The organism is Nocardia sp. CA-120079, from assembly GCF_050955745.1.
Lineage (GTDB): Bacteria > Actinomycetota > Actinomycetes > Mycobacteriales > Mycobacteriaceae > Nocardia.
In genome coordinates this window covers 5,042,640-5,065,703 of record NZ_CP192088.1, presented here as the reverse complement: position 1 = coordinate 5,065,703, position 23,064 = coordinate 5,042,640, and the positions used below count along the sequence as shown (strand labels likewise).

General features: G+C 67.5%; 20 protein-coding genes and 1 pseudogene. 10 read left to right on the top strand and 11 right to left on the bottom strand.

Annotated features, from left to right (window positions below; all coding sequences use genetic code 11):
- Positions 1 to 233: 233 nt before the first annotated feature.
- Positions 234 to 1,886: pseudogene (fadD11, locus tag ACQPYR_RS23265) on the top strand (fatty acid--CoA ligase FadD11); the annotation flags it as partial.
- A 99-nt stretch (positions 1,887 to 1,985) separates the two neighbouring features.
- Here the strand turns inward: fadD11 and ACQPYR_RS23260 are convergent.
- A complete protein-coding gene (locus ACQPYR_RS23260) occupies positions 1,986 to 2,135 on the bottom strand; it encodes a ferredoxin (RefSeq protein WP_433635220.1) in 150 nt (49 codons plus the stop codon).
- Positions 2,136 to 2,173: 38 nt separating this feature from the next.
- Positions 2,174 to 3,595: a cytochrome P450 gene (locus ACQPYR_RS23255; protein WP_433621067.1), complete on the bottom strand. Its 1,422-nt coding sequence runs from the start codon at positions 3,593 to 3,595 to the stop codon at positions 2,174 to 2,176.
- A gap of 118 nt (positions 3,596 to 3,713) precedes the next feature.
- Between ACQPYR_RS23255 and ACQPYR_RS23250 the strand changes: the two genes are divergently transcribed.
- Complete coding sequence (locus ACQPYR_RS23250; protein ID WP_433621066.1) at positions 3,714 to 4,370, top strand: TetR/AcrR family transcriptional regulator; 657 nt, start codon at positions 3,714 to 3,716, stop codon at positions 4,368 to 4,370.
- Between the two features lie 305 nt (positions 4,371 to 4,675).
- On the opposite strand, the gene ACQPYR_RS23245 is transcribed toward ACQPYR_RS23250, so the two are convergent.
- Both ACQPYR_RS23245 and mshC read right to left on the bottom strand, forming a co-directional pair.
- Positions 4,676 to 5,749, bottom strand: a complete 1,074-nt coding sequence (locus ACQPYR_RS23245; RefSeq protein WP_433635219.1) for an MBL fold metallo-hydrolase — start codon at positions 5,747 to 5,749, stop codon at positions 4,676 to 4,678.
- 629 nt (positions 5,750 to 6,378) lie between these two features.
- Positions 6,379 to 7,617 (bottom strand): cysteine--1-D-myo-inosityl 2-amino-2-deoxy-alpha-D-glucopyranoside ligase, encoded by a 1,239-nt coding sequence (mshC, locus tag ACQPYR_RS23240; RefSeq protein ID WP_433621065.1) that lies wholly within the window; start codon positions 7,615 to 7,617, stop codon positions 6,379 to 6,381.
- A 239-nt stretch (positions 7,618 to 7,856) separates the two neighbouring features.
- On the opposite strand from mshC, the gene ACQPYR_RS23235 reads away from it, so the two are divergent.
- Positions 7,857 to 8,729: an LLM class flavin-dependent oxidoreductase gene (locus ACQPYR_RS23235; RefSeq protein ID WP_433621064.1), complete on the top strand. Its 873-nt coding sequence runs from the start codon at positions 7,857 to 7,859 to the stop codon at positions 8,727 to 8,729.
- 188 nt (positions 8,730 to 8,917) lie between these two features.
- On the opposite strand, the gene ACQPYR_RS23230 is transcribed toward ACQPYR_RS23235, so the two are convergent.
- The 4 genes from ACQPYR_RS23230 to ACQPYR_RS23215 form a co-directional block, all read right to left on the bottom strand.
- Entirely contained in the window at positions 8,918 to 9,700 is a 783-nt protein-coding gene (locus tag ACQPYR_RS23230) for an SCO1664 family protein (RefSeq protein ID WP_433621063.1), read from the bottom strand.
- Between the two features lie 3 nt (positions 9,701 to 9,703).
- Complete coding sequence (locus ACQPYR_RS23225) at positions 9,704 to 10,288, bottom strand: DUF3090 domain-containing protein (protein WP_327098856.1); 585 nt, start codon at positions 10,286 to 10,288, stop codon at positions 9,704 to 9,706.
- Between the two features lie 71 nt (positions 10,289 to 10,359).
- Positions 10,360 to 11,115 (bottom strand): histidine phosphatase family protein, encoded by a 756-nt coding sequence (locus tag ACQPYR_RS23220; RefSeq protein WP_433621062.1) that lies wholly within the window; start codon positions 11,113 to 11,115, stop codon positions 10,360 to 10,362.
- Positions 11,116 to 11,131: 16 nt separating this feature from the next.
- Positions 11,132 to 12,061, bottom strand: coding sequence for an undecaprenyl-diphosphate phosphatase (locus ACQPYR_RS23215; protein ID WP_433621061.1), 930 nt, complete (start codon positions 12,059 to 12,061; stop codon positions 11,132 to 11,134).
- A gap of 237 nt (positions 12,062 to 12,298) precedes the next feature.
- Here ACQPYR_RS23215 and ACQPYR_RS23210 point away from each other — a divergent pair, with 237 nt between their 5' ends.
- The 4 genes from ACQPYR_RS23210 to ACQPYR_RS23195 all read left to right on the top strand — a co-directional run bounded on the left by ACQPYR_RS23210 (position 12,299) and on the right by ACQPYR_RS23195 (position 17,029).
- Positions 12,299 to 13,276 (top strand): aldo/keto reductase, encoded by a 978-nt coding sequence (locus ACQPYR_RS23210; RefSeq protein WP_433621060.1) that lies wholly within the window; start codon positions 12,299 to 12,301, stop codon positions 13,274 to 13,276.
- Positions 13,277 to 13,304: 28 nt separating this feature from the next.
- The gene (locus ACQPYR_RS23205; protein WP_433621058.1) at positions 13,305 to 14,342 is read left to right on the top strand and encodes a heme/hemin ABC transporter substrate-binding protein; all 1,038 of its coding nucleotides are present in this window, start codon (positions 13,305 to 13,307) and stop codon (positions 14,340 to 14,342) included.
- A gap of 328 nt (positions 14,343 to 14,670) precedes the next feature.
- Positions 14,671 to 15,744 (top strand): FecCD family ABC transporter permease, encoded by a 1,074-nt coding sequence (locus ACQPYR_RS23200; RefSeq protein ID WP_433635218.1) that lies wholly within the window; start codon positions 14,671 to 14,673, stop codon positions 15,742 to 15,744.
- Between the two features lie 427 nt (positions 15,745 to 16,171).
- Entirely contained in the window at positions 16,172 to 17,029 is an 858-nt protein-coding gene (locus ACQPYR_RS23195) for a heme ABC transporter ATP-binding protein (RefSeq protein ID WP_433621057.1), read from the top strand.
- Positions 17,030 to 17,490: 461 nt separating this feature from the next.
- Here ACQPYR_RS23195 and ACQPYR_RS23190 read toward each other — a convergent pair whose 3' ends face one another.
- Genes ACQPYR_RS23190 through ACQPYR_RS23180 form a run of 3 tightly spaced genes read right to left on the bottom strand, consistent with a single transcriptional unit; the run spans position 17,491 to position 20,475 of the window.
- Entirely contained in the window at positions 17,491 to 19,584 is a 2,094-nt protein-coding gene (locus ACQPYR_RS23190) for an MMPL family transporter (protein ID WP_433621056.1), read from the bottom strand.
- A complete protein-coding gene (locus ACQPYR_RS23185; protein ID WP_433621055.1) occupies positions 19,585 to 20,112 on the bottom strand; it encodes a hypothetical protein in 528 nt (175 codons plus the stop codon).
- A 6-nt stretch (positions 20,113 to 20,118) separates the two neighbouring features.
- Complete coding sequence (locus ACQPYR_RS23180) at positions 20,119 to 20,475, bottom strand: hypothetical protein (protein ID WP_062993124.1); 357 nt, start codon at positions 20,473 to 20,475, stop codon at positions 20,119 to 20,121.
- Positions 20,476 to 20,629: 154 nt separating this feature from the next.
- On the opposite strand from ACQPYR_RS23180, the gene ACQPYR_RS23175 reads away from it, so the two are divergent.
- The 3 genes from ACQPYR_RS23175 to ACQPYR_RS23165 are packed head-to-tail and all read left to right on the top strand — an operon-like array spanning position 20,630 to position 23,014.
- Positions 20,630 to 21,688: a YncE family protein gene (locus ACQPYR_RS23175; protein WP_433621054.1), complete on the top strand. Its 1,059-nt coding sequence runs from the start codon at positions 20,630 to 20,632 to the stop codon at positions 21,686 to 21,688.
- Positions 21,688 to 21,933, top strand: a complete 246-nt coding sequence (locus ACQPYR_RS23170; protein WP_040691094.1) for a DUF5703 family protein — start codon at positions 21,688 to 21,690, stop codon at positions 21,931 to 21,933. Before ACQPYR_RS23175 ends, ACQPYR_RS23170 begins: the two co-directional genes overlap by 1 nt.
- 4 nt (positions 21,934 to 21,937) lie before the next feature.
- Positions 21,938 to 23,014: a quinone-dependent dihydroorotate dehydrogenase gene (locus tag ACQPYR_RS23165; RefSeq protein WP_433621053.1), complete on the top strand. Its 1,077-nt coding sequence runs from the start codon at positions 21,938 to 21,940 to the stop codon at positions 23,012 to 23,014.
- Positions 23,015 to 23,064: the final 50 nt, after the last annotated feature.

Here is a 23,064-nt window from a genome sequence, read left to right as displayed (position 1 = left end):
TCCTCGGCCCGCACCGCGCCGGAACCATCCGCGACGGCGCATACCGAGCATGTGGACCCGCGACCGACTGCAGAACCGGAGAGCGAGAGTCGCGACCTGCCCTCGACTCGGCATCGTGGCGCCCCCGGAAACTCGCACAACTCGAAACCCGAAGCGCACCGGGCACGTTCATCCGTCGGCTTCCGGATGGGTGATCGCCCCAACCCGGTGGCTCGGGTGCGACGCAAAACTTCGCGGCGGGATTGCATGCGCTCGGGATCGGGCGCGGGGATACGGTCGCGCTGATGATGGCCAATCGGGTCGAGTTCTATCCGATCGAGGTGGGCGCACAGCACACCGGCGCGACCTCGTTCTCGGTATACAACACCCTCGCACCCGAGCAGCTGAACTATGTGTTCGGCAATGCGGGCAATCGGGTGGTGATCTGCGAGGAACAGTACGTCGAGCGGGTCCGCACCTGCGGAGCGCAGATCGAGACCATCGTGTGCATGGATGCCGAGCACGCGGGAACGATCAGTCTCGCGGAGCTGAAGGCCAAGTGCCGCAACGATTTCGACTTCGAGGCGACATGGCGTTCGGTGCGGCCCGATGATATCGCGACCCTGGTCTATACCTCCGGTACCACCGGAAATCCGAAGGGCGTCGAGATCACCCATGCCAATCTGACCGCCGAGGCGCACGCCTTCAATGCCGTACTCCCCGTGGAATTCGGCGACCGGCAGACCTCCTACCTGCCGACCGCGCATATGGCCGACCGGTTCACCGCGCTGTACCTGCAGGAGTACTACGGCACTCAGATCACCGTCGTGCCGGACCGCAACCAGCTGCCCGCGGCGCTATTGGATGCGCGCCCGACGATTTGGGGTGCGGTGCCACGAGTGTGGGAGAAGTTCAAGGCCGCGGTCGAGTTCTCGATCGCCAACGAGCCCGACGAAACCACGAGGGCCACACTGCAATGGGCGCTCGCTGTGGCCGCACGCAAGGCCGCAGTGCTACTCGAGGGCGCAACCGTCGATGCGGAGCTGGCCGCCGAATGGGCCGAGGCCGACGAGTCGGTGCTGTCGAAGTTGCGCGCCCAACTCGGTCTGGACCAGGTGAAGTGGGCGATGTCGGGTGCCGCGCCGATCCCACCGGAGACCCTCGGGTTCTTCTGCGGTCTCGGTGTGCCCATCTCCGAGATCTGGGGGATGTCCGAACTGACCTGTGTGGCCAGCGCCAGCCCACCCGCCGAGGCGCGTCTGGGCACCGTCGGTCGCATGCTGCCCGGTTCGGAGGCCAAAATCGCCGACGACGGCGAATTCCTGGTCCGCGGACCGCTCGTCATGAAGCGCTACCGCAAGGAACCGGGCAAGACCGCCGATGCGATCGACGCCGATGGCTGGCTGCACACCGGCGATATCCTCACCCGCGACGCCGACGGCTACCTACGCGTGGTCGACCGCAAAAAGGAACTCATCATCAACGCGGCCGGAAAGAATATGTCCCCGGCCAATATCGAGAACACCATCAAGGCCGCCACCCCGCTGGTCGGCTCGATCGTCACCATCGGCGACGCCCGCCCCTACAACACCGCCCTGATCGTGCTCGACGCCGAATCCGCGACACCCTATGCGACCCAGCACGGGCTGCCCGACGCCTCCGCCCCCGCCTTGGCCGCCGACCCGGGCGTCATCGCCGAAATCGCCCAGGGCATCGCCGCCGGCAACGCGAAACTGTCCCGCGTGGAACAGATCAAACGCTTCACCATCCTGCCCACCTTCTGGGAGCCCGGCGACGAAATCACCCTCACCATGAAACTGCGCCGCAAGCCCATCGCGACCGAATACGCCACCGAAATCGAAACCCTCTACGCCCCAACCCCTATCCGCCACCACCCACGAACCAGCCGGCCAAATCCCCTCCGAGGTCTGACCCAGCGCCTGGACCAGCGATCATCCAGTGACGGTGGTGGCAAACGTCGAGAGCGCCCCGCCGCCAGCACATTCTCATGCCTCGGCGCGGAGGGCTTCGACGGGGCAGGTGTCTATGGCGAGTTGGGCGTCGGGATGGTCGGGGGTGGGGATGGGGTCGGTGAGAATGCGGACTTTGCCGGAGTTGTCGACTTCGAAGATGTGCGGGAGTAAGGCTTCGCACATGGCGTGGCCTTGGCAGCGGGTCCGGTCGGCGGTGATTCTCATGCGGGACGCCGGGTTTCGACGCGTGCGGCTTGCAGCCGGATCGGTAGGCCGTCGAGCGGGATGGGGCCGGTCGCCCAGCCCATCGGCGGCGCATATCCGGCCGGTACCGACCACTGGTAGTGCAACAGCATGCGATGCATGATCGCCTTGACGGTCATACCGCCGAAGTACAGGCCGATGCACTTGTGCGCGCCACCGCCGAAGGGCGCCCAGACGTAGCGGTGGGATTTGTCCTCTTGGCGTTCTGCGGTGAAACGCTCGGGGTCGAAGACATCGGGGTCGTGCCACCAGCGGTCGATACGCATCGCCGAATGCGAGCCGATGACGACGATGGTGCCCGCGGGTAGGAAGTGGCCTTGAATCGCGGTGTCGCGCACCGTCTCCCGGATCTGCTGACCGACCGGGGAGTACATCCGCAGGATCTCCTTGAACACCAGATCCAGGGCGGGCAGCCGGTCGAGATCGTCGTAGTCCAGCGAATCCTTGCCCAGCGCTTGCGATTCCGCCCGCAGCCGGTCCTGCCATTCCGGGTGCAGACCGAGTTGATAGCCCATCATCGCCAGCGCGATGGTGCTGGTGTCGTGCGCGGCCATCAGCACGAAGATCAGATGGTCGACGATGTCCTGATCGGTGAAGGTATGGCCCTCATCGCTGGCGGTGTGGCACAGCACGCTGAACAGGTCGTCACCGGTGCCCGCGCGTCGGGCGGGCATTTCCCGGCGGCAGTAGTCCTCGAGTATCTTGCGCCCGCGCAAGCCCTTCGCCCACACACCGCCGGGCAGATTGGTGCGCACCAACGCCTGCCCGCCGCGCACCGCATCGATGAACGCACGCTCGAGCCGCGCCGCCTCGGGACCGAGGCGTGCGCCCATGAACACCTCCGACGCCATGCGCAGCAGCACATGTTTCGTCGCGGGGAAAAGCTGAAAGTCGTCGGCGGGCAACCAGTCACTCATGCCGCGGGCGATCGCCGGTGTGGTGATGTCGAGATAGCCGACCAGTCGCGGCCGAGTGAAGGCCTGCTGCAGAATGCGCCGGTGGTAGCGGTGCTCCTCGAAATCACGCAGCAGGATGCCGCCACGGAAGAACGGTCCGATGAAGAAGTCGTAGCCGCCCTTGGCGGAATACACCTTGTCCCGGTCCGCGAGCACCTCCTCGATCGCCTCCGGGCTCACCACCATCACGACCTGCCGCCCGAGCAGTCCGGACCACTGCACGGGGCCGTATTTCTCGAAGCGCCGCCGCGCGAAATCGAGGTTGTCCGTCATGGCTGGGAGGGCGTGCCCGATCACCGGTAAGCCGTAATCGCCTAGTATCGGCCGCAATTCGCTACCGGCGGGTGGTTCGGCGAGGGCTCGGGTCCGCGACGGATAACGCTCGGCCAGCGCGGATGCGGCGTACTTTGCCCGTCGGCCCATCGTCGACATCATGGTCGTCCTCTCGCATCCTTGCGAAAATCATGTGATCCACACCATACAGGAATCAATGGTTTCCGTAAACGGTTGTTTCCTGATTTGCCTGCGGCATACTGAGCCTGTGACACGGGCAGCGACCGGGATCTACCGCGGCACCTCCGCCGAGCAGCGGCGCGAGGAACGCCGCCGTCGCCTGATGGATGCGGCCCTGGAGATCATCGGCACCCAGGGGTGGGCGACCACCACGGTGCGCGGAGTCTGCGAACAGGCCAAGGTCGGCCCCCGCTTCTTCTATGAGAGCTTCCCTGACCTCGACGCCCTGGCCGCCGCCGTGCACGACGAGATCATCGACACCGCCGTCCGCAGTTCCCTCGACGCCCTCGCCGCCGCACCCGAGGGGATTCCGGCCAAAACACGCGCGGCGGTAACCGCCATCGTCACCTCCGTCATCGACGACCCGCGCCGCGCCCGCGTCGCGTTCGCCGAAGCCCACGGCAGCGCAACCCTGATGCGCCGCCGCGCCGCCGCCATGCGCACCATCGCCGACGTCGTCGCCGATCAGGAACGCGCCCTCCTCGCGCCACCACCGGGCAGCGACACCCTGGTGCGCGCGGTCTCGCTGATGATCACCGGCGGCGCCGCCGAACTGATCCTGGCCTGGCTCGACGGCGGCATCGAGGTCACCCGCGACGAACTCATCGACCTCTGCGTCGAATTCGTCCTCACCTTCGCCGACAACCTGGCCACCATGGCCGCCCGCCTCCCATCAGTTCCCTGAGCGGCACTTCGGTCTGGATGCATCGCGTGCTGGTGGGATCCATCGCCTCGATCGGAGCGCGGCGACCGTATGGGTTGGCAGCGTTCGAGCGGGTCGATGGCTGTGCAAGGCTGGCGTTGGCTTCGGCACACGACGCTGCGCCGATCGAGTGAACAGCCCTGAGGCGTGTTGGGAGTCAGGGGTACACGCGGGAACAAGTGTCGGCCGAGGTAGCCGGAAGGCTCTGGGAGTTGTGCTGTGGCGGTCAGGCGGTGGGACCGCGATACCCGACAGGGTGTGGCTGTAAAACGCTGTGGGAGTTGGGGTTACAACGGGAAGGTCAGGCGGTGGGGATTGACGTAGTCGACCGGGTCGTAGAGGGGCCGCAGATCTGGGCGGTGGTCGGTGGGGATGCGGGCCAGTTCGCTATGCAGTGGGATGTCGTAGGTGGCGGCGGAGGCGGTTAAGCCGGGCAGCCAGTTGTCGTGGTGGCTGGGGACGAACAGTGCGGGACGGATGGCCTCGATGTAGCGGCGCGGGTCGCGAAGACCATTGCTGATCTGGTTGAAGCCCTGGACCGCGCCGATCTGGACGTCGGTGGGTGCAAGGTCGGCGAAAACGTCGAAGACCTGCGGGGCCTTCTCGGTGAGCGGACCCGAGGAATCGTGCCAGACCAGCGCGAACCCGGGAACGCGGAATTGGTAGAGGAGGGTGCCGCCCTCCGGATCGCCTAGGCGCGGCGCACTCTGCAGGACACCTGCCAGGGTCGGTGGATGCCGCACCAGAGCACCCAGTTCCGGCAGCGGAAAGAACGGCGCGGACCCGCCGGGCCGCTCGGCAGCGGTGCGCGCGGAGTGCAGGTGACGAACCGCGGTGACCTCGACGCGTCCCATTTTGAACTCGTGCCGCTCCCCCGGCAGCGACGCCCCGTCCCCGAGCGCGACCGTCGGGAATGTCGGATCCGCCACCTGCGCACGGATATTCACGCCGTGCTCGGCGGTTCCGTACACGACGGCCCCCGACGCCTCGGCAATCCGACCCGCATCAGCGGCATGATCGAAATGCCCGTGCCCGATGAATATCGCCTCCGGCGCCAGATCCGCCAGATCCTGCGCCGTCGCGGGCACATAACCGGTGCTCGTCAGCCGCGGCACCCACGCATCCAGCAGAAACACCGACCCGGCCAGCGCGAACGCATAGGTCGTACACCCCACCCAGGACAACACCACTCGATCCGCACGCACCGCACCCGTTTTTGGATCCACCACATCCGCCCCGAAGAACCGCACCCGTGCCGCCACCGTCCGCGGATCCCCCGGCGCAGCCGAGGCCTGCAACCGCCCCGCCGCCAACGCCGCACCCGCGCCGATCACACCATCGAGCGCCGACCACCGCCCCACCAAGCCCCGAGGATGAATGCCGCACACCCGTGTACAACACCACGGATCACCTCCCTGAACAACCCAAGCACCGTCCGGCAGCCGCCACCGAGCCGACATTCCTGACCGCACAGGCACTTTCGCACCCACCTACGCCGGATCGCGGATACGCAGGCCGAAGCGTGTGAAGGAGCGCGTCGAATTGCTCTCGGCGGCCGCTGACATCCGCACGCGGCGCCACTCATCAGTGAGCTGCTCGAATCCGCTCGGGCGCCGCTGGCTACGGGCAGTGCGGCGGTTTCGGCGCAGGTGATAACCACCTCGATGGCCTGAGATCCAGGAGCGGAGCTCACGGCCCTACCCAGCGCATGCAGCGGACCGGTGGTAGGTGCCCCTGCAGTTCGCATCCAGCGGTAGCCGTGATCTCGAGACGCGGCGCGAATCTCGCGGTACCGTCCGCCGCCGTGGCATGCCGAAGTGGGCCCGCCACGGCAATGGACAGGACGTGGACGCCGCTCCGCGCGGGGCGGGTTACCGCTGTGACACTTACCGAATCCACGGCTGCGGAGCGCAGACCGCACGATCGGGTGCGACCGCACTTCAGCGGCGCGCCCACCGCATGCGCTGATCTCTGTTCGGGCGGGGTTGGATTACAGCTGTACGCCCAGCAGACCGTCCACGGCGGTTGTGATCAGGCTTGGGGCCGCGCTGTCTTGACCTCCGTAGTTCAGGGCCTGGTTGGCCCAGTTGTCCACGGCGGCAAGGGCTTTCGGGGTGTCGAGGTCGTCGGCGAGGTGTTGGCGCAGGCGAGCGAGGGTGTCTTCGGCGGCGGGGCCGCAAGCGAGCGCGGCGGCTCGGCGCCACAGGTCCAGGCGGGTGGTGGCGTCGGCGAGGACAGCGTCGGTCCACATGCGGTCTTGGCGGTAGTGACCGGCGAGCAGGCCGAGGCGGATCGCGGCAGGGTCGACGCCCGCGGCGCGCAGTTTCGAGACCAGCACCAAATTGCCGCGAGATTTGGACATCTTCTCGCCGTCCAGGCCGATAAGACCGGCGTGCACGTAATGGCGGGCGAAGCGGCGGCCCGCGATCAATGCCTCGGCGTGTGCGGCGGAGTATTCGTGGTGCGGGTAGATCAGGTCGCTGCCGCCGCCTTGGATATCGAATTCGGGGCCCACGCGGTTGAGCGCGATAGCCGCACACTCGATATGCCAACCGGGCCGCCCGGCACCGAAGGGCGCCGGCCACGACGGCTCGTCGGGACGCGCGGCGCGCCACAGCAGTGCGTCGATGGTGTCGCGCTTGCCGGGACGGTCGGGATCGCCGCCGCGTTCGGCGAACAGGCGATCCATGGTTGCGCGGTCGTAGCCGGATTCGTAGCCGAACTGCTCGGTGGCATCGGCGCGGAAGTAGATGTCGGGATATTCGGCATCCTCGACCGTGTACGCCGCGCCCGAGGCCAGCAGCTTCTGCACGAATTCGATGACCTCGTCGACAGACTCCACGGCGCCGATGTAGTCGCGCGGCGGCACGATGCGCAGAGCGGACATGTCCTCGCGGAACAGATTGATCTCGCGGGTGCCCAGATCACGCCAGTCCACACCGTCGCGGGCGGCGCGCTCGAACAGCGGGTCGTCGACGTCGGTGACGTTCTGCACGTAGTGCACCTCGTGGCCCGCGTCGCGCCACAACCGGTTGACCAGGTCGAACGTCAGGTAGGTGGCGGCATGCCCGAGGTGGGTGGCGTCATAGGGGGTGATCCCGCAGACGTACATGGTGGCCGTGTGGCCCGGGGTCACCGGGCGAACCTGCCGGTCGGCGGTGTCGTACAACCGCAACGGTGGCCCTGCTCCGGGAATTGTCGGTAGGGCGGTATCGGACCAGGACTGCATGATTCGAGGGTAAAGGTGTGGTGGCGGCCATTGCGCCGCGCCCCGCTCCCAGCAGTAGGTTGTAAGGCAACCACCCCGGATCTGACCTGCCGCGATGCCGCAAATGTCGAATGTCAATGTTTGCCGTCCGGCGGATCGTATTGCCGCGAGTGGCGCAGGTCACTGTCGCTGAGTTTGCCAAGCGCACCGGGCTGTCCGAATTCGGCCGCGGCCGAGGGCGATCGCGCTAGGTTGGACAGGTGACTGTTCTCGGTGCGGTGTCGATGCCCCAAGTTTCCCCGGAACATTTGGCCGCGGTCGCGGCCGCGGCCGAGGACAGCGGTCTCGAGGAACTGTGGTTGTGGGAGGACTGTTTCTGGGCCGGTGGAATCACCACTGCCGCAACGGTGTTGGCGCGGACCGAGCGGGTGCGCGTCGGGATCGGGGTGATGCCGGTGCCGCTGCGTAATGTGGCGCTCACCGCCATGGAGGTGGCGGCGCTGTTGCGGCTGCATCCGGGCCGGGTGCTTCCGGGTTTCGGGCATGGTGTGCAGGACTGGATGGGACAGATCGGCGCGCGGGTCGAATCGCCGATGACGCTGCTACGCGAACATCTGGTTGCGCTGCGCGGACTGCTGAACGGTGAAAAGGTCAGCGCCGCAGGCCGATACGTGCGCCTCGACAATGTCGCCCTGGAATGGCCGCCGATCACGCCCCCGCCGATCACCGCCGCCGCGACCGGCCCGCAGACCCTGCGACTGTCCGGCGAACTCGCCGACGCCACCATCCTCACCGCACGAACCACCCCCGACGGCGTCCGCGCCGCCCGTGCGCGCATCGAGGAAGGCCGCGCGAAAGCCGCACGCACCGAACCGCATCGGGTGATCGTCAACCTGCTGACGGCCACCGGCCCGGACGCGGCCGCACGCTTGACGGCGGCCCAGCAACGCAACTCCGGTGAGCATCCGGCAGCGGCAGGCGTCGCGGGCGACGCACACGCCATCGTGGATGCCGTCCGCCGCTACGCCGACGCAGGCGCCGACACCGTAGTCCTCGAACCCACCGATGACGATCCGAACCTGATCGAATTCGTCCGCTTCGTCGGTGCCCAAGTCCGCCCGCTGCTCAACTGAGCGCCACTCCCGGCCGCGGTCGTGCATCTGCAGAACGCCGCACGAATCTTCGGCCCTCCGCGCCAGGTCGGACAGCGGCAACCGTAACCCCTCAGGCAGCACCTGCGCCCCGACACTCGATGCAATACGGCATCGCCCGCACATCGCAGGCTGCCGCCGGCGGTATCGCGGGCGGTGCCGGCTTCAGCTCAGAACGCGGGCCACGGAATCGGCCGCGACGTGCGCGGCACCGGCATCACCGGATTGTCCAACAGTTCCTGCGTACGGTCGGCGAGCGCCTCGATCTCCGCATCGGTGAGATGCGGTGCGAGATCATCGGCGACCGAACCGGGCAGCACCTCGGCGAAGGTGGCGATATCGGCCATCAACCCGTCACAGATGGGTTTACCCGCCCAGCCCCACAGCACAGTGCGCAACTTGTGCTCGGTGTGCAGGCAGATGCCGTGATCGACGCCGTAGACCTGCCCGTCGACACCTTCCAGCGCATGCCCGCCCTTACGGTCGGCATTGTTGAGCAGCACATCGAGCACCGCCATCCGCTGCAGTCGCGGATCGTCGGCATGGATCAGCGACACCTCGTTACCCGCCGGATCCTCGGCGCGTAGCACCTCGCAGAACCCGTCGGGCACCGCACCCAACGGCACCAGATCCACCAGATCGAGCCGGCTGCCCTGATCGGTGTGGTTGTCCACCGACTCCACCCACCGCTGCACCATGCCCGGCCCATAGGGGCCATCGCGCAGGATCGTCTCCGGAATGACACCCCAGCCGAGCGCATCCGACACCCGATACGAGGCCACCTCACGCCCGGCCAGGGTGCCGTCCGGGAAATCCCAGAGCGGCCGCTCCCCGCGCACCGGCTTGTAGACCACGCGAACACCGTCCGTATCGCAGACCAGGGTGACATTGCTCGCGGTCGTCACCCGCCCGATCACCGTCAATTCCGCGGTGTGCCACCGAGGCTCGGCCACGGACTACTCCTCTAGCTCGGCCGCGCCGAAAATATCCCCGCGCTTGTATCCGTTGGTTCGCACACACATATGCCCGCGCGAGGAAAGCGGTTCCCCGCACAGCGGACACGGCGGCCGGCCCGCCGCGATCACCCGGGTGGAACGCAACGCGAACTCCCGCGCCTGGATCGGGGTCAGGAACACCCGCACCGCGTCCGGGCCCTCCTCGGTGTCATCGAGCACCACCGACTCGTCGACCTCGGTTTCGGTGATCGCCAACAGCTCCACCACCACCGCGCCCGCATCGGCGTCCCAGCCCAGGCCCATGGTGCCGACCCGGAACTCGGCGTCGATCGGGGTCACCAGCGGGTCGCTGTCGGAGATGTCCTCGGCCTGCGGCGGCACCTCGGCACCGAAGCGGCGCGCGACCTCGTCGAGCAGCAGACCCATCCGGTCGGCGAGCACCTTCACCTGCTGCTTCTCCAACGCCACGCTGACCACCCGTGGTTCCTGCACGGCCTGCAGGTAGAACGCGCGATCGCCCGGCTCACCGACGGTCCCGGCGACAAAACGATCGGGGGTGCGAAATACATGGATTGCGCGAGACATCTGCACCTCCTGATACGTGACCCTGATCGACTACCCGCGGCGCTGGACTCCGCAACACGCCACCTACTCGTTTACAAGGAATCTCGAAGCTCCGCATTCCCATTATCCGCACTCGGGGTAGCACCGAACTCGCCACCGGGAACCGGACCGGCTTCGGGGTCGGCGGGAGTCCCGGAATCGGCGGCGGGCCGTTGCGGTTTGCTTGCCAAACCCGAAAGATCCGCTCCCGTGTCATTGAGCCGAACCACATACGGCGCGGTCGGGGTGTAGCGCACGATGCTGATCGAGGCGGGTTCGACCACGATGCGCTGGAAACCGTCGAGGTGCAGGCCGAGCGCGTCGGCGAGCACCGACTTGATCACGTCACCGTGCGTGCACGCCACCCACAACACATCGTGACCGGCCTTTTCGGCGAACCGTCGATCGTGCTCGCGCACCGCGGCCACCGCGCGGGCCTGTACCTGCGCCAGACCTTCGCCGCTGGGGAAGACCGCGCCGGAGGCGTGCCGCTGCACCACCTTCCACAGCGGTTCGGTCAGCAGATCCGCGATCGCCTTGCCGGTCCAGTCGCCGTAGTCGACCTCGAGCAGGCGATCATCGGATTCCGGTTCCAGACCGAGTTTTTCCGCCAGCGGCGCGATCGTGCGCTGACAGCGCAGCAGCGGCGAATGCACGATGTGCTCGATCGGCAGCGCGGCGAGCCGTTCGGCGACGGCGCGGGCCTGGGTCTCGCCGTACTCGGTCAGATCGACGCCCGCACTGCGCCCGGCCAGGGTGCGGGCGGTATTCGAGGTCGAAACACCGTGCCGCAGCAGGATCACCGTCATGGCACCAGCCTAACGATCATGTCGCCGACACCACTCCGCTCGCGAGCAGGCCCATGACCGTCAGCCCGAGCACGATGCGGTAGCCGACGAACCAGTCCAGGGAATGTTTGCCGACGAACTTCAACAGCCACGCCACCGAGGCATACCCGACCACGAACGCCAGAATCGTCGCGACCAGCAGTTGTGGCCCGCTGGCATTGAGGCCCTCACCCGCCGGTTCGAACGCGTCGGGCAGGCTGAACAGGCCCGACGCGGTCACCGCGGGAATGGCGAGCAGAAACGAGAACCGCACGGCCGCTTCACGCTCGAGCCCGAGGAACAGACCCGCCGTCGCGGTCGCACCGGAACGTGACACACCCGGGACCAGGGCCAGGCATTGCGCGAAGCCCATGATCAAACCGTCGCGGGTGGTCAGCTGCTCGATCGGGCGGATCCTGCGTCCGTAGTACTCACCGGCGGCGATGACCAGCGCGAACGCGACCAGCATGAACGAGATCAACCATAAATTGCGGGCGCCGGTGCGGATCAGATCCTTGAACAGGAATCCGAGCACCCCGATCGGGATCGTCGCGATGATCACATACCAGCCGATGCGGTAGTCGAGTTCACGCTGCGCCTGCTCGTCCAGGACGCGCTTGTGATCGGCGGTAATGACCGGAAGGCGCATGGTGGGCTGGTCGTGCAGCGGCAGCTCCGGCTCGCCACGCTTGGTCAGCCGATCGCGCAGCCCGGCGAACCACGCGAGGATGATCCGCCAGATGTCCTTGGCGAAGAACACCAGCACCGCCGCCTCGGTGCCCAACTGGGTGACCGCGGTGAACGAGGCGCCCGCGTCGTCGCCGAAGAACACCCCCGACACGATGCGCAGATGCGCCGAGGAGGAGATCGGCAGAAACTCCGTGAGACCCTGCACCAGACCAAGTACCAAGGCCTGAACCCAGGTCATCGACTCGCCGACCACGAACCAGCCTCCACTTCCGCCCGAAATATGTGTTGCTACTGGGCAATTGGTCCGGCGATCGATCGCATCACTGTGACCACCGCCGCAATCACGCAGCGACAGTACAGTGTCGAGATGGCGGCGGCATGCCCGGCTCGACCGTGCGACCCACGGTGCTGGTGGGCGTCGAGTTGCGTATCCACACTCTAGGCTTGGCGCCGTGACGATTGCGCGGACACGGTGATGGAACAGCGGACGGTCGGCCGCAGCGGCCTACGGGTGTCCCGGATAGGACTTGCCACCCACACCTGGGGGGCGCATACCGATACCGACGACGCGGCGGTGCAGTTGGTGGCGTTCGCCGAGGCCGGCGGCACACTGGTCGATACCTCCCCCGCCTACGCCGGAGGTGCGGCACAACGGATCCTGGCCGAACTGCTCGGCGATCTGGTCTCCCGCGACGATCTGGTGCTCAGCGGCTGCGCGGGTGTCGCGCCGCGGACCATGCCCGCACCCGCGGGGCCGACCGTGCCCGAGCCGGAGCCGGTGCGACCGGCCGTGGACACCTCCCGTCGCGCGCTGCTGCGCCAGCTCGATCGGACACTGCTCGAACTGGGCACCGACTATCTCGATATCTGGCATGTCGCCGCCTGGGATCCCGCGACCCCGCTCGACGAGGTCGCCGCCACTCTCGAATTCGCGGTGCGCTCCGGGCGCGTCCGCTACGCGGGTGCGCGGGGGTTCAATGCCTGGCAGGTCGCCAGTCTCGCCGCGGTCGCGCCGGTCACCGTCGCGCAGACCCCGTACTCGCTGCTGGTCCGTGACACCGAAACCGACTTCATTCCGGCTGCTCGACATCATGGTGTGGGGCTGATCGCCACCGCGCCGCTGGCCGGGGGCATTCTCACCGGCAAGTACCGCGACGGGGTGCCCGCCGATTCGCGCGGTGCGGACGAGGCGACCGCCGCCGAGATCCGGCACCGGCTCGACGACCACGCGACCCGGGTGGTCGAGGCGCTGGTGACCGCCGCCGACGGACTGGCCACCTCACCGTTGGCCGTGGCCCTCGCCTGGATCCGCGACCGTCCCGGCATCGCGAGCATGATCGTCGGCGCGCGCGATATCGGGCAGCTCACCGGGGTGCTGGCCGCCGAGACATTGGAACTGCCGCGTGCCATCGCGGCCGCGCTCGACGATGTCAGCGCACGCGCGGCGGGGTGATCCGATGTGGGAGGCTAGCCTTACCTGCATGAGGTTTCTCGACCGTGTCCGATCCGGCGGGGCGCGTTCTCTGCTGGCTGTGCTGGCATTGACCCTGCTGGTCGGTACGGCCTGCGGAACCGGCAGCGATGCCACCGGCAGCGGCGGGCGCGGGCCGGTCACCGCGAAATTGGAGAACCTCGATCCGGTGCCGATCGGGCCCGAGCCCACGCCTACGCTGCCCGCGACCGTCCGATCCTTCGACGGGGCCGAAGTCACGGTCACCGATGCCGGCCGCATCATCGCCGCCGACCGCTTCGGCACACTCGCGCAGACGGTCTGGGCGTTGGGTATGGGCGCCAAAATGGTCGGGCGCAGCACCGCGGCTGGATTTCCCGCGGTCGCGAATTTGCCCATCGTGACCGGTGGCAGCGGTTCGCTGAACGTGGAATCCGTTCTGGCACTGCGTCCTTCGGTCTTTCTCACCGACAGCACCAGCGCCGCGCCGCAGGTGCGCGAGCAACTGCGCGCGGCCGGGGTGACGGTCGTCTATTTCGATCCGCAACGCACGATGGACGGGGTGGTGCCGCAGATCGAGGCGGTCGCCGCGGCGCTCGGCGTACCCGATCGCGGCCAAGCCCTGGCCCAGCGCACCCGTGGCGAAATCGCCGCCGCCAGTGCCGCGGTACCCAAGCAGGACAAACCCCTCACCATCGCCTTCCTCTACCTGCGCAGCACCGCCATCACCATGCTCGCCGGACCCGGCTCCGGCGCCGACGCTCTCATCGCCGCACTCGGCGCGCGCGATGCGGGCACCGAGGCCGGGTTGCCCGAACCGTTCGTCGCGATAACCAGTGAGGCCATGATCGCGGCCGCACCGGACGTGCTGCTGGTGATGTCGGACGGGCTGAAGTCGGTCGGCGGCGTCGACGGGCTGGAAAAGGTGCCCGGCATCGCGCAGACACCCGCCGGGCGCGACAAGCGCGTGGTCGATATGGCCGACTCGGTGGTGTTGAGTTTCGGCCCGAACACCGGCCGGGTGATCGCCGCCCTCAGTGCGGCCGTGTACGGCACCGAGCCCGCATGAGCGGCGCGTTACGGTGCCTGGCGGATCACGGCGGGCGGCCCATGGTCGGGCAGCCCGGCGAGGTGCGGGCAGTACTTCACGGACAGGGAGCCGGGCATAGCAGCACGGCCGTGATGAGCGTGCGAACCACGAGGACACTCGGCGAACAGCGCAGACGAGCGTCAGGGACTGCGAGCGTGCACGAAATGACCGCGGGAGCAGCCGACTCGGCGATGCGGCGCAGTCGGCATCGGATTGCGCCGAGGTCGCGGGTGCGCTCGCGCACCGTGATCGGACAGGTGCGGGTGTGAACGAAAGGGCAACTGGGACAACGACGACCGACTCGGCGATGCCGCACAGCCCGCATCCGATTGCGCCGAAGTCGCGGGGGTGGTCGCGGACCGCGATCGTATTCGCCGTGGCGGTCGCGGCGCTGGTGGTGTTGGCGTTGGCATCCGCGGCGATCGGGCAGGTGCCGACGACGCCCGCCGAGGTCGCGGGCAGTGTGCTGCATCGGATCGGGTTGGACTGGGGGCCGATGCCCGGGCATCCGGCGGGTGAGGTGACGCTGTGGGAAGTGCGGTTTCCCCGCGTGGTGCTCGCGATCCTGGTCGGCGCCGCATTGGCGACAGCGGGTGCATTGCTGCAGGGGGTGTTCGCGAATCCGCTCGCGGAACCCGGTGTTATCGGCGTATCGGCGGGAGCGGCGGTCGGTGCGGGCACAGTGATCGTGGTTGGTGGTGCGTTCGTGGCGGCGTGGTCGGTGGCCGCGGCGGCATTCGCGGCGGGGTTGCTGACCACCTTGCTGGTGTATCTGCTGTCACGCTCGAATGGGCGCACCGAGGTGGTCACGCTGGTACTCACCGGTGTCGCGATCAATGCCTTCGCCGGTGGGTTGATCGCGTTCCTGCTGTTCATCGCGAGCCCCGCCGCCCGCGATCAGATCGTGTTCTGGCAGCTGGGCAGTCTCAACGGAGCCACCTGGGATGCGGTGCATGTCGTCGCTCCGCTGGCCGCACTCGGCATCCTCGCCGCGGTGCTCATCGCGCCCCGGCTGGACCTGCTCGCCCTCGGTGAATCCGCCGCGCGGCATCTGGGCGTGGACGTGGAGCGCCTGCGCCGTAACGTCATCGTGGTGGTCGCCGTCCTGGCCACCGCGGGCGTCGCCTTCACCGGCATCGTGCTGTTCGTCGGACTGATCGTGCCGCATGTGGTCCGCATGCTGGTCGGCCCCGCACACCGCATCCTCATCCCGTTGAGCGCCATCGTCGGCGCGGTCGTACTCCTCGCCGCCGACGTGGCCGCCCGCTCACTGGTCCACAATGCCGACCTGCCCCTCGGCATGCTCACCTCCCTCATCGGCGGCCCCTTCTTCTTCTGGCTCCTGCGCCGCACGCGTGCTCGCTCCGGAGGTTGGGCATGAGTCACGAAATCGCTTGGGGCGTAACCGATCCGCACACGCTCGGGATGTGGTGTCGCGCTGCCTCGCCTCGAAGCGTTCGCCTGCTTTCTCGGATCCATCACCAGTGGTCATCGACAACAGGCGCGGATCCCGAGAAGGGATTCGGCCCCTTCGACGAGGCGGAACCCGACCAGGGCCGCCGCGTCGACTGGACGGCTAGTGGGCTACCGGGCAGCTCGAACGCAAATTCCAGGTGGCGTCGCGCGCCGATGCCACCTAGCGGGCCGGCAACCGACGAGCAGGACGCGCCGACGGGTCAACAGCTAGGGCGCACCAGCATGTCCCACCCGAGGGCGCTGCGAGGCAGCATCAGCAGCGAAGCTCGGGCGCGCGGGATCGCCGGCGGCGGCCGAGTGTACATGCCGGAGACTGCCGGTGGAGTGCAGATATGAGCGGTGTGAGACTGGGTTCGGTGTTCGCGCGGACACATGAGTTGCCGGTGCCGCCGCAGCGGGGCGCGGTGACGCTTCGGGCTCGCGGAGTGAGCATCGACAGGCGTGGCGCTTCGCGAGCCCATACGCGCCGGGTCCTCGAAGCTGTCGACTTCGATGTTGTTGCGGGTCAGATCGTGGCGTTGGTGGGGCCGAACGGGGCGGGCAAGTCGACACTGTTGGCGGCGCTCGGGGGTGAGTTGGAGCCGAGCGAGGGCACCATCGAACTCGATGGGCGGGCGCTGGGTCACTGGTCGCATTTGGATATGGCGCGGCGCCGGGCGGTATTGCCGCAGAGCCACACCGTCGGATTCCCGTTCACCGCACACGAAGTGGTCGCTATGGGGCGCGCGCCGTGGGTGCGGACCGAGCGGCGCGACCTCGATGACGAGCGGATCGCCGCCGCCATGACCGCCGCTGACGTGGAACACCTTGCCGCCCGACCATTTCCGACGCTCTCCGGCGGTGAACGCGCCCGCGTCGCCCTGGCCCGCGTGCTTGCTCAGGACACCGCAACCCTGCTATTGGACGAACCCACCGCCGCGCTCGACCTCGGCCACCAAGAAGCGGTCCTGCGCCTGGCCACCGCACGAGCCGCCGCGGGCGCCGCCGTTGTCGTCGTCCTGCACGACCTCGGCATCGCCGCCGCCTACGCCGACCGCGTCGCGGTCCTGGAATCCGGCCACATCGCCGCCGACGGCCCACCCCGCAAAGTCCTCACCACCGAACTCCTCACCCGCGTCTACCAACACCCCGTCGAAGTCCTCGACCACCCGCTGACCGGCGCCCAGCTGGTCCTGCCCGTCCGCCGCTGACCGCGTGGCAGTCCTGCGGCGCGTCGGAGCAGGCGAGCCTTCGCACGAGCACGGTTGTCGGGGGCCCGGAGCATCGGACTCGACAAGCATCACTCGCCGGCCGAGCTGCATCGGCCGATGGTTCGCCTACCGCGCATTCCGAACATAGGTCGTGATCACCGCGGACGGGCCGCCAGTGCCGGCCGCCGCATAACCGGACTCGATCCGTCCGACAACGCCGAGCCGAATTCCTCGATGTGTAACCGGGCTCCACGGGGCCAGGACTGCTCGTCGCTGAACGATCCATCGCTCGAAACCACGCCTCGGCGCGGTAACCGGCCACAGGAGGGCGGTTCCCGGCCGAGCTGCGAACAGTCGATCTCAAGCCTGATGCCACAGCAACCGCAGCGCGCCGTTGATCGCCCATAGCGTGAAGAACACCTTCAGTACAGTCATTGTCGATCCTCTCGCCCGCTGAGGGTTCAACGCCAGATCAGCTTCAGCACCGCGGGCGTCAACAGCATGCGGACCACGGACGCGTCCAGGACCAGTGCCGCGATCATGCCGTAGGCGATGTACTTCATCAACACCAGATCGGAAAAGCCGAACGCACCGGTCACCACGATGAGAATCGCTGCGGCAGAAGTGATTACGCCGCCGGTGTGGGCGATGCCGTAACGGATGGCTTCCGGCGGCGACGCACCGTCCGCGCGCGCCTCGGCCATCCGCGACAGCAGGAACACCTCGTAGTCGGTGGACAGCCCGAACACCACCGTCACGATCAACGCCAGCACCGCGAACATCAGCGGCCCCGGCGTGAAGTCGAAGATCCCGGCCCCGTGCCCCTCGACGAACACCCAGGTGAGCACGCCCAGTGTGGAGGCAAGACTCAACGCGCTCATCAAAACGGCCTTGAGCGCCAACACGATCGAACGAAACGCCAGATACAGCATCACCAACGCCGCGACCGCCAGGAGCCCGACCAGCAACGGCAGCCGCACCAGCAGCCCATTGATGCTGTCACGCTCGAGCGCGGGCACCCCGGTCACCATGATCTTCACCCCGGACGGTTCCGGAATCGCCCGCAGCGCATCGATCACCGCATCCGCATCGCGCTTGTCGGCGAGACCGGCGTTGAGCACATTGATCCCGTCCTCGGTCGGCGCGCTCGGCTCGAAACGACTGGTTAGACCGTGAATCCGGCTCGCCTCGTAGCGAATATCGCCGAGCTGCTGCGGATTCGCGCCCACCACGACCAGTTTGATCGGTTCGGTGCGAAAACTCGGGAACAACTGGTCGAACCGCTCCTGGGCGACCCGTGCCGGGTTGTCCGCGGACAGATACCTTTCGCTGATCCCGCCGAACTCGATATTGCGAATCGGAACGATCAACACGAGCAACCCGAGCACGATCGGCACCACCACCGCCCACGGCCGCCGCATCGCCCAGGTCGCCAGCCGCGAGAAGAATCCGGCGTCGATCTGCACCTCGGTTTTGGTGCGCGAGAACCGATGCCAACCCCACAGGTCGATCCGCCGCCCGACAATGCTCAGCACCGCGGGCAGCGCCGTGACCGACAACAGCGCGGCGAGCAGCACCGAACTGATGCCGCCATAGGGAACCGACCGCAACACCCCGTTCGGGAAGATGAACAACGCGGCCAGACTGATCGCGATGATCGCGGCCGAGAACAGTACGGTGCGCCCGGCCGTGGCAACGGTGCGCGCCGTCGCATCCTCGACACTGTGCCCGGCGGCCAACTCCTCGCGGAACCGGGTCACGGTGAACAGCCCGTAGTCGATCGCCAACCCCAGACTCACCAAAGTGACCACAGCACTGGCGAAAACGTTCACCTGGATGTGATCGGTGAGCATCCGGATGGTGCCCTGGGTGCCCAGCACCGTCATCCCGCCGATCAGCACCGGCAGCAACGCCCCGACCACCCCGCCGAAAACGAAATACAACAGGATCGCCACGATCGGCAGCGCGATGATCTCGGCCCGGCGGATATCGTCCTGCATGCCCTGATTGATGCCCTCGACAATCGGCTGCAGCCCGGCCAACTGCACCGTGGTGCCGCCGGGTCCACCGCCCGCGCGCCCAGCGCCCAGCTCACCCTTGATCGCGGTGTAGTTCTCGACCGTCACGGTGCCTTCCCCACGTAATCCGACGCTGGCGAAGGCGTGGGTGTGCGAGGCGTCGGTGGCCTGCGCGGCGAAGGGGCTGTCCCAATAACTGTCGATCTTGAGGACCCGGTCGGGATGACGGGCCAGCAGCTGCTTCAGCGAATTCGTCACTGCCGCACGCACTGTCGGGTCGTCGACGGTCATCCCCTCCGGCGCGGTGTACAGCAAAATTATGTCGCTGTCGGTATCACGGCCGAAGGTGGCATCGGCGATCTTGGCGGCGGCCACCGACTCACTGCTCTCGTCGAACCAGCCCTCCTGGGTCAGCCTGCCCGCCAGATCCCGGCCGTACCAGCCCGAGAGCAGCACCACGACAATGGCTGTGCCCAGCACCAGATAGCGGTGGCGGTGGATGAGACGTCCCCACCGCAGCGAGCCGGATTCGATCATCTAGCCGCAGGCCGCGGTGCGGTAGTCGGCCGAGCGCAGAATGCCGCACAGATCGGTGCGCGAGATCTTCCACTTGCCGTCGAGCAGCACGAAATGCACGACGGTGGTGCGCACCGCGGTGCCGCTGCCGTCCTTGTCCAGCCGCATGGTCGCGGTCAGGGTGCCGTCGCGGTTGTCGAAGACCGGGTCGGTGACGCCGTAGATGGCGCGTGGATTGTCCTGCAGTGCCCGATACATATCCGGGATGGCGTCGCGGAAGGCATTGCCGTCCTCGATGAGGTCGGTGCGTTCGGAGTCGGGCAGTGCCGGATCAAGGGCGCGTTTGATCTGCGCGTCCAATTCGGCGGCCGTCGGCAGCGGTCGGTGCGCGGCACTCGAGGAGGCCGCGATCGAGGACGACAGCGAGGCGTTGGCCGAGGAACGCGCGGCATCGACCGAGGCCTCGTCCGGTCCGGTGCTGCACGCCGCAGCCACCGCGACGAGGGTGGCCGCGGTCAGCGCGGAACGGAGGAATCGTGTGCTTGGCATCACCATCTACATACCATCAATGACTGAACTGATGCGCCCGAGCAGGGCACGCACGGTTGTCATATCCCGATCGGGGGCCCTTTCGACCGGTATCGCGTCCGGAATCATGTCGCGCACCAGCGCTACGACACTGCGTTCGTCGTCGAGGTCGATATCGGTGGCGCGGGCCTGTGCGACCGCGACCACGTCCTCCGGTCCCGGCACATCGCTGTCGAGGTCGGCACGGTAGATCTCCAGCTCCACGGTTGAGCGCACGGTGCGGAAGGCGTAGGGCCTGCCATCGGCCGTGGTGCCGAATCCGTGAGCAAACGGACCAACGGTTATGTCATCGATGGCAAATCCCGATGGATGGTCGGCTTTCAACCGGATCTCCCTGAATTGGACATTGTTTCGAGTCAACCGTAACCCCGATCACCGACATTCTGCGCCGGCGACGACCCCGGTAGGCCGGTCACGTGCGCCATCATGGTCAGATGGTGCGGTAGCGGATGATTCGTCGTAGTAAGGAGTTCGGTGGATGCGCCCACATGGTTCGCTGCCCGCAGCGCTCGCTGGTGTGGCGGTGCTGGCGCTGATCGCCGGATGTTCCTCCGATTCCGATAGCGACAAGCTCGAGACCCGACCGGCGGCCACCGCGGCGGTCGCCCCCGAGCAGCGTGCGCATCCCGCCGGGGATGTGTGGGGGCTTCACAACCCGGTCGGCGGACTGTTCGCCGAGGCGGGCACGGGACGACTGGTCGCGCTCGAAGCCGGCCATGACACCAGCACGATGTTGTTCGTCATCGACCCCGCTACGTTCACCCGCGTCGATCCCACCGGCGCGCCGGACGTGGCGATGCGCACCCTCCTGCTGCCCGCCCATGGTGTCGGCTTGGCGCAGGGCAAGCCGGGTGAATTGCTGATCCCCGGCGACCACCGGATCATGCGCGTCGACATCACCACCGGCGTCACCACCGAGGTGCCCGTAGACGGCGATGCCAGATCGGTGCGCTATCGCGACGACGGCACGATGTTCGTCGGCACCGCAGACGGCAAGGTGCGCGAACTGTCCCCCGACGGCAAGGTCGCCGAAACCATCTCCGGCCTGGCCTCCGCCGACGCACTCGCCGTCACCGGCGACCATGTCTCGGTCCTGGACCGCCGCCAGACCTCGCTCACCCAGCTCGACCTCGGCAAAGACCGCCTCGGCCTGGCACTGCGCGCGGGTGACGGCGCAACCAATCTGATCACCGACCCGTTCGGCCGGATCATCGTCACCGACACTGCGGGTGACGAGCTGTTGGTCTACACTGCCGGACCGCTCGTACTGCGGCAGCGATTCCCGGTAGGATCGTCGCCTTACGCGCTTGCCTACGATCAGCGGTCCGACACCGTGTGGGTGACGTGTACCCAGAGCAACGAAGTCGTCGGATTCGACCTGTCGACGGGTATACCGAAAGAGGTGGGCCGTTATCCGACGGTTCGACAGCCGAACTCGGTGACCATCGACGAGCGCACCGGTGACCTGTTCGTCGGTTCCGCGACCGGAGACGGTCTGCAACGGATCCGCGCGGACCAGCGGAAGAAAGGGCAGTGATGGCGCCACAATCACGCGCAGCGCTACCGGCGAGCTGGGAAACCACCAGTGACGACTACGAATACGTGCCGCTGCGACTCCCACCGGAGGTGACCCGGGTGACGGCGTCGATGCGGCTGGCCATCCAAGCCGAATTCGGCGGCTGGGAACTGTCGCGGGTGCGCGCCTACACCGACGGCAGCAGGCGGGTACTGCTGCGGCGCCGAAAAACCGCACTACTACCCCAGCCCGAACCGGGAATGTGAGGCCATGTATTCACTGCTGCTGCGCCTGATGTTCCTGCTTCCGCCGGAACGCATCCACCATCTGGCGTTCACAGCCATGCGGTTGGCTGCCCGGTTCGCGCCGTCGCGCTGGGCGATGACCAGAGTGCTGACCACCGACGATCCGATCCTGCGCAACCATGCCTTCGGCATCGACTTCCCGGCGCCGCTCGGGCTGGCCGCCGGATTCGACAAGAACGCCGACGGTGTGAACGCCTGGGCGCCATTGGGGTTCGGATTCGCCGAAATCGGCACTGTCACCGCGCAGGCCCAGCCCGGCAATCCCGCACCGCGGCTGTTCCGGCTGCCCGCCGACCACGGTCTGATCAACCGGATGGGTTTCAACAACCACGGCGCCGCGGCGGCGGCCGAACATCTGCGCAACCGTCGCGGCGGAGTCCCGATCGGCGCGAATATCGGTAAAACGAAAATCGTCGAGCCTGCCGACGCCGCAGCCGACTATGCGGTGAGTGCTTCGCTGCTCGGTCCGCTGGCCGACTTCGTCGTCGTCAATGTCAGCTCGCCGAACACCCCTGGCCTGCGGGATCTGCAGGCCGTCGAATCCCTGCGCCCGGTCCTGCAGGCCGTCCTCGACAGCGTCGAAGTTCCGGTGCTGGTGAAAATCGCCCCCGACCTGTCCGACGACGATGTCGACGCCGTCGCCGATCTCGCGGTGGAACTCGGCCTGGCCGGGATCGTCGCCACCAACACCACCATCCGCCGCGACGGCCTGCGCACCGAGGCCGCCGAGGTCGCTGCCATGGGCGCGGGTGGTCTGTCCGGGCCCCCGGTCGCCGAGCGTTCCCTGGAAGTGCTGCGCCGGCTCTACCGCCGCGTCGGCGACCGTCTGGTGCTTATCTCGGTCGGCGGCATCGAAACCGCCGATCAGGCTTGGGAACGTATCCTCGCCGGTGCCACCCTGCTGCAGGGCTACACCGGTTTCATCTACGGCGGACCGTTCTGGATGCGCCACATCCACCGCGGTATCGCCCAGCGACTGCGCGAAGCCGGTTACCACTGCATCGCCGAGGCAGTGGGCGCGGACCACGTCGCACGTACCTGATCCCGACCGGTCGTTTCGTGCGGCCGATGTATTGTTGCGGGACATGCCAT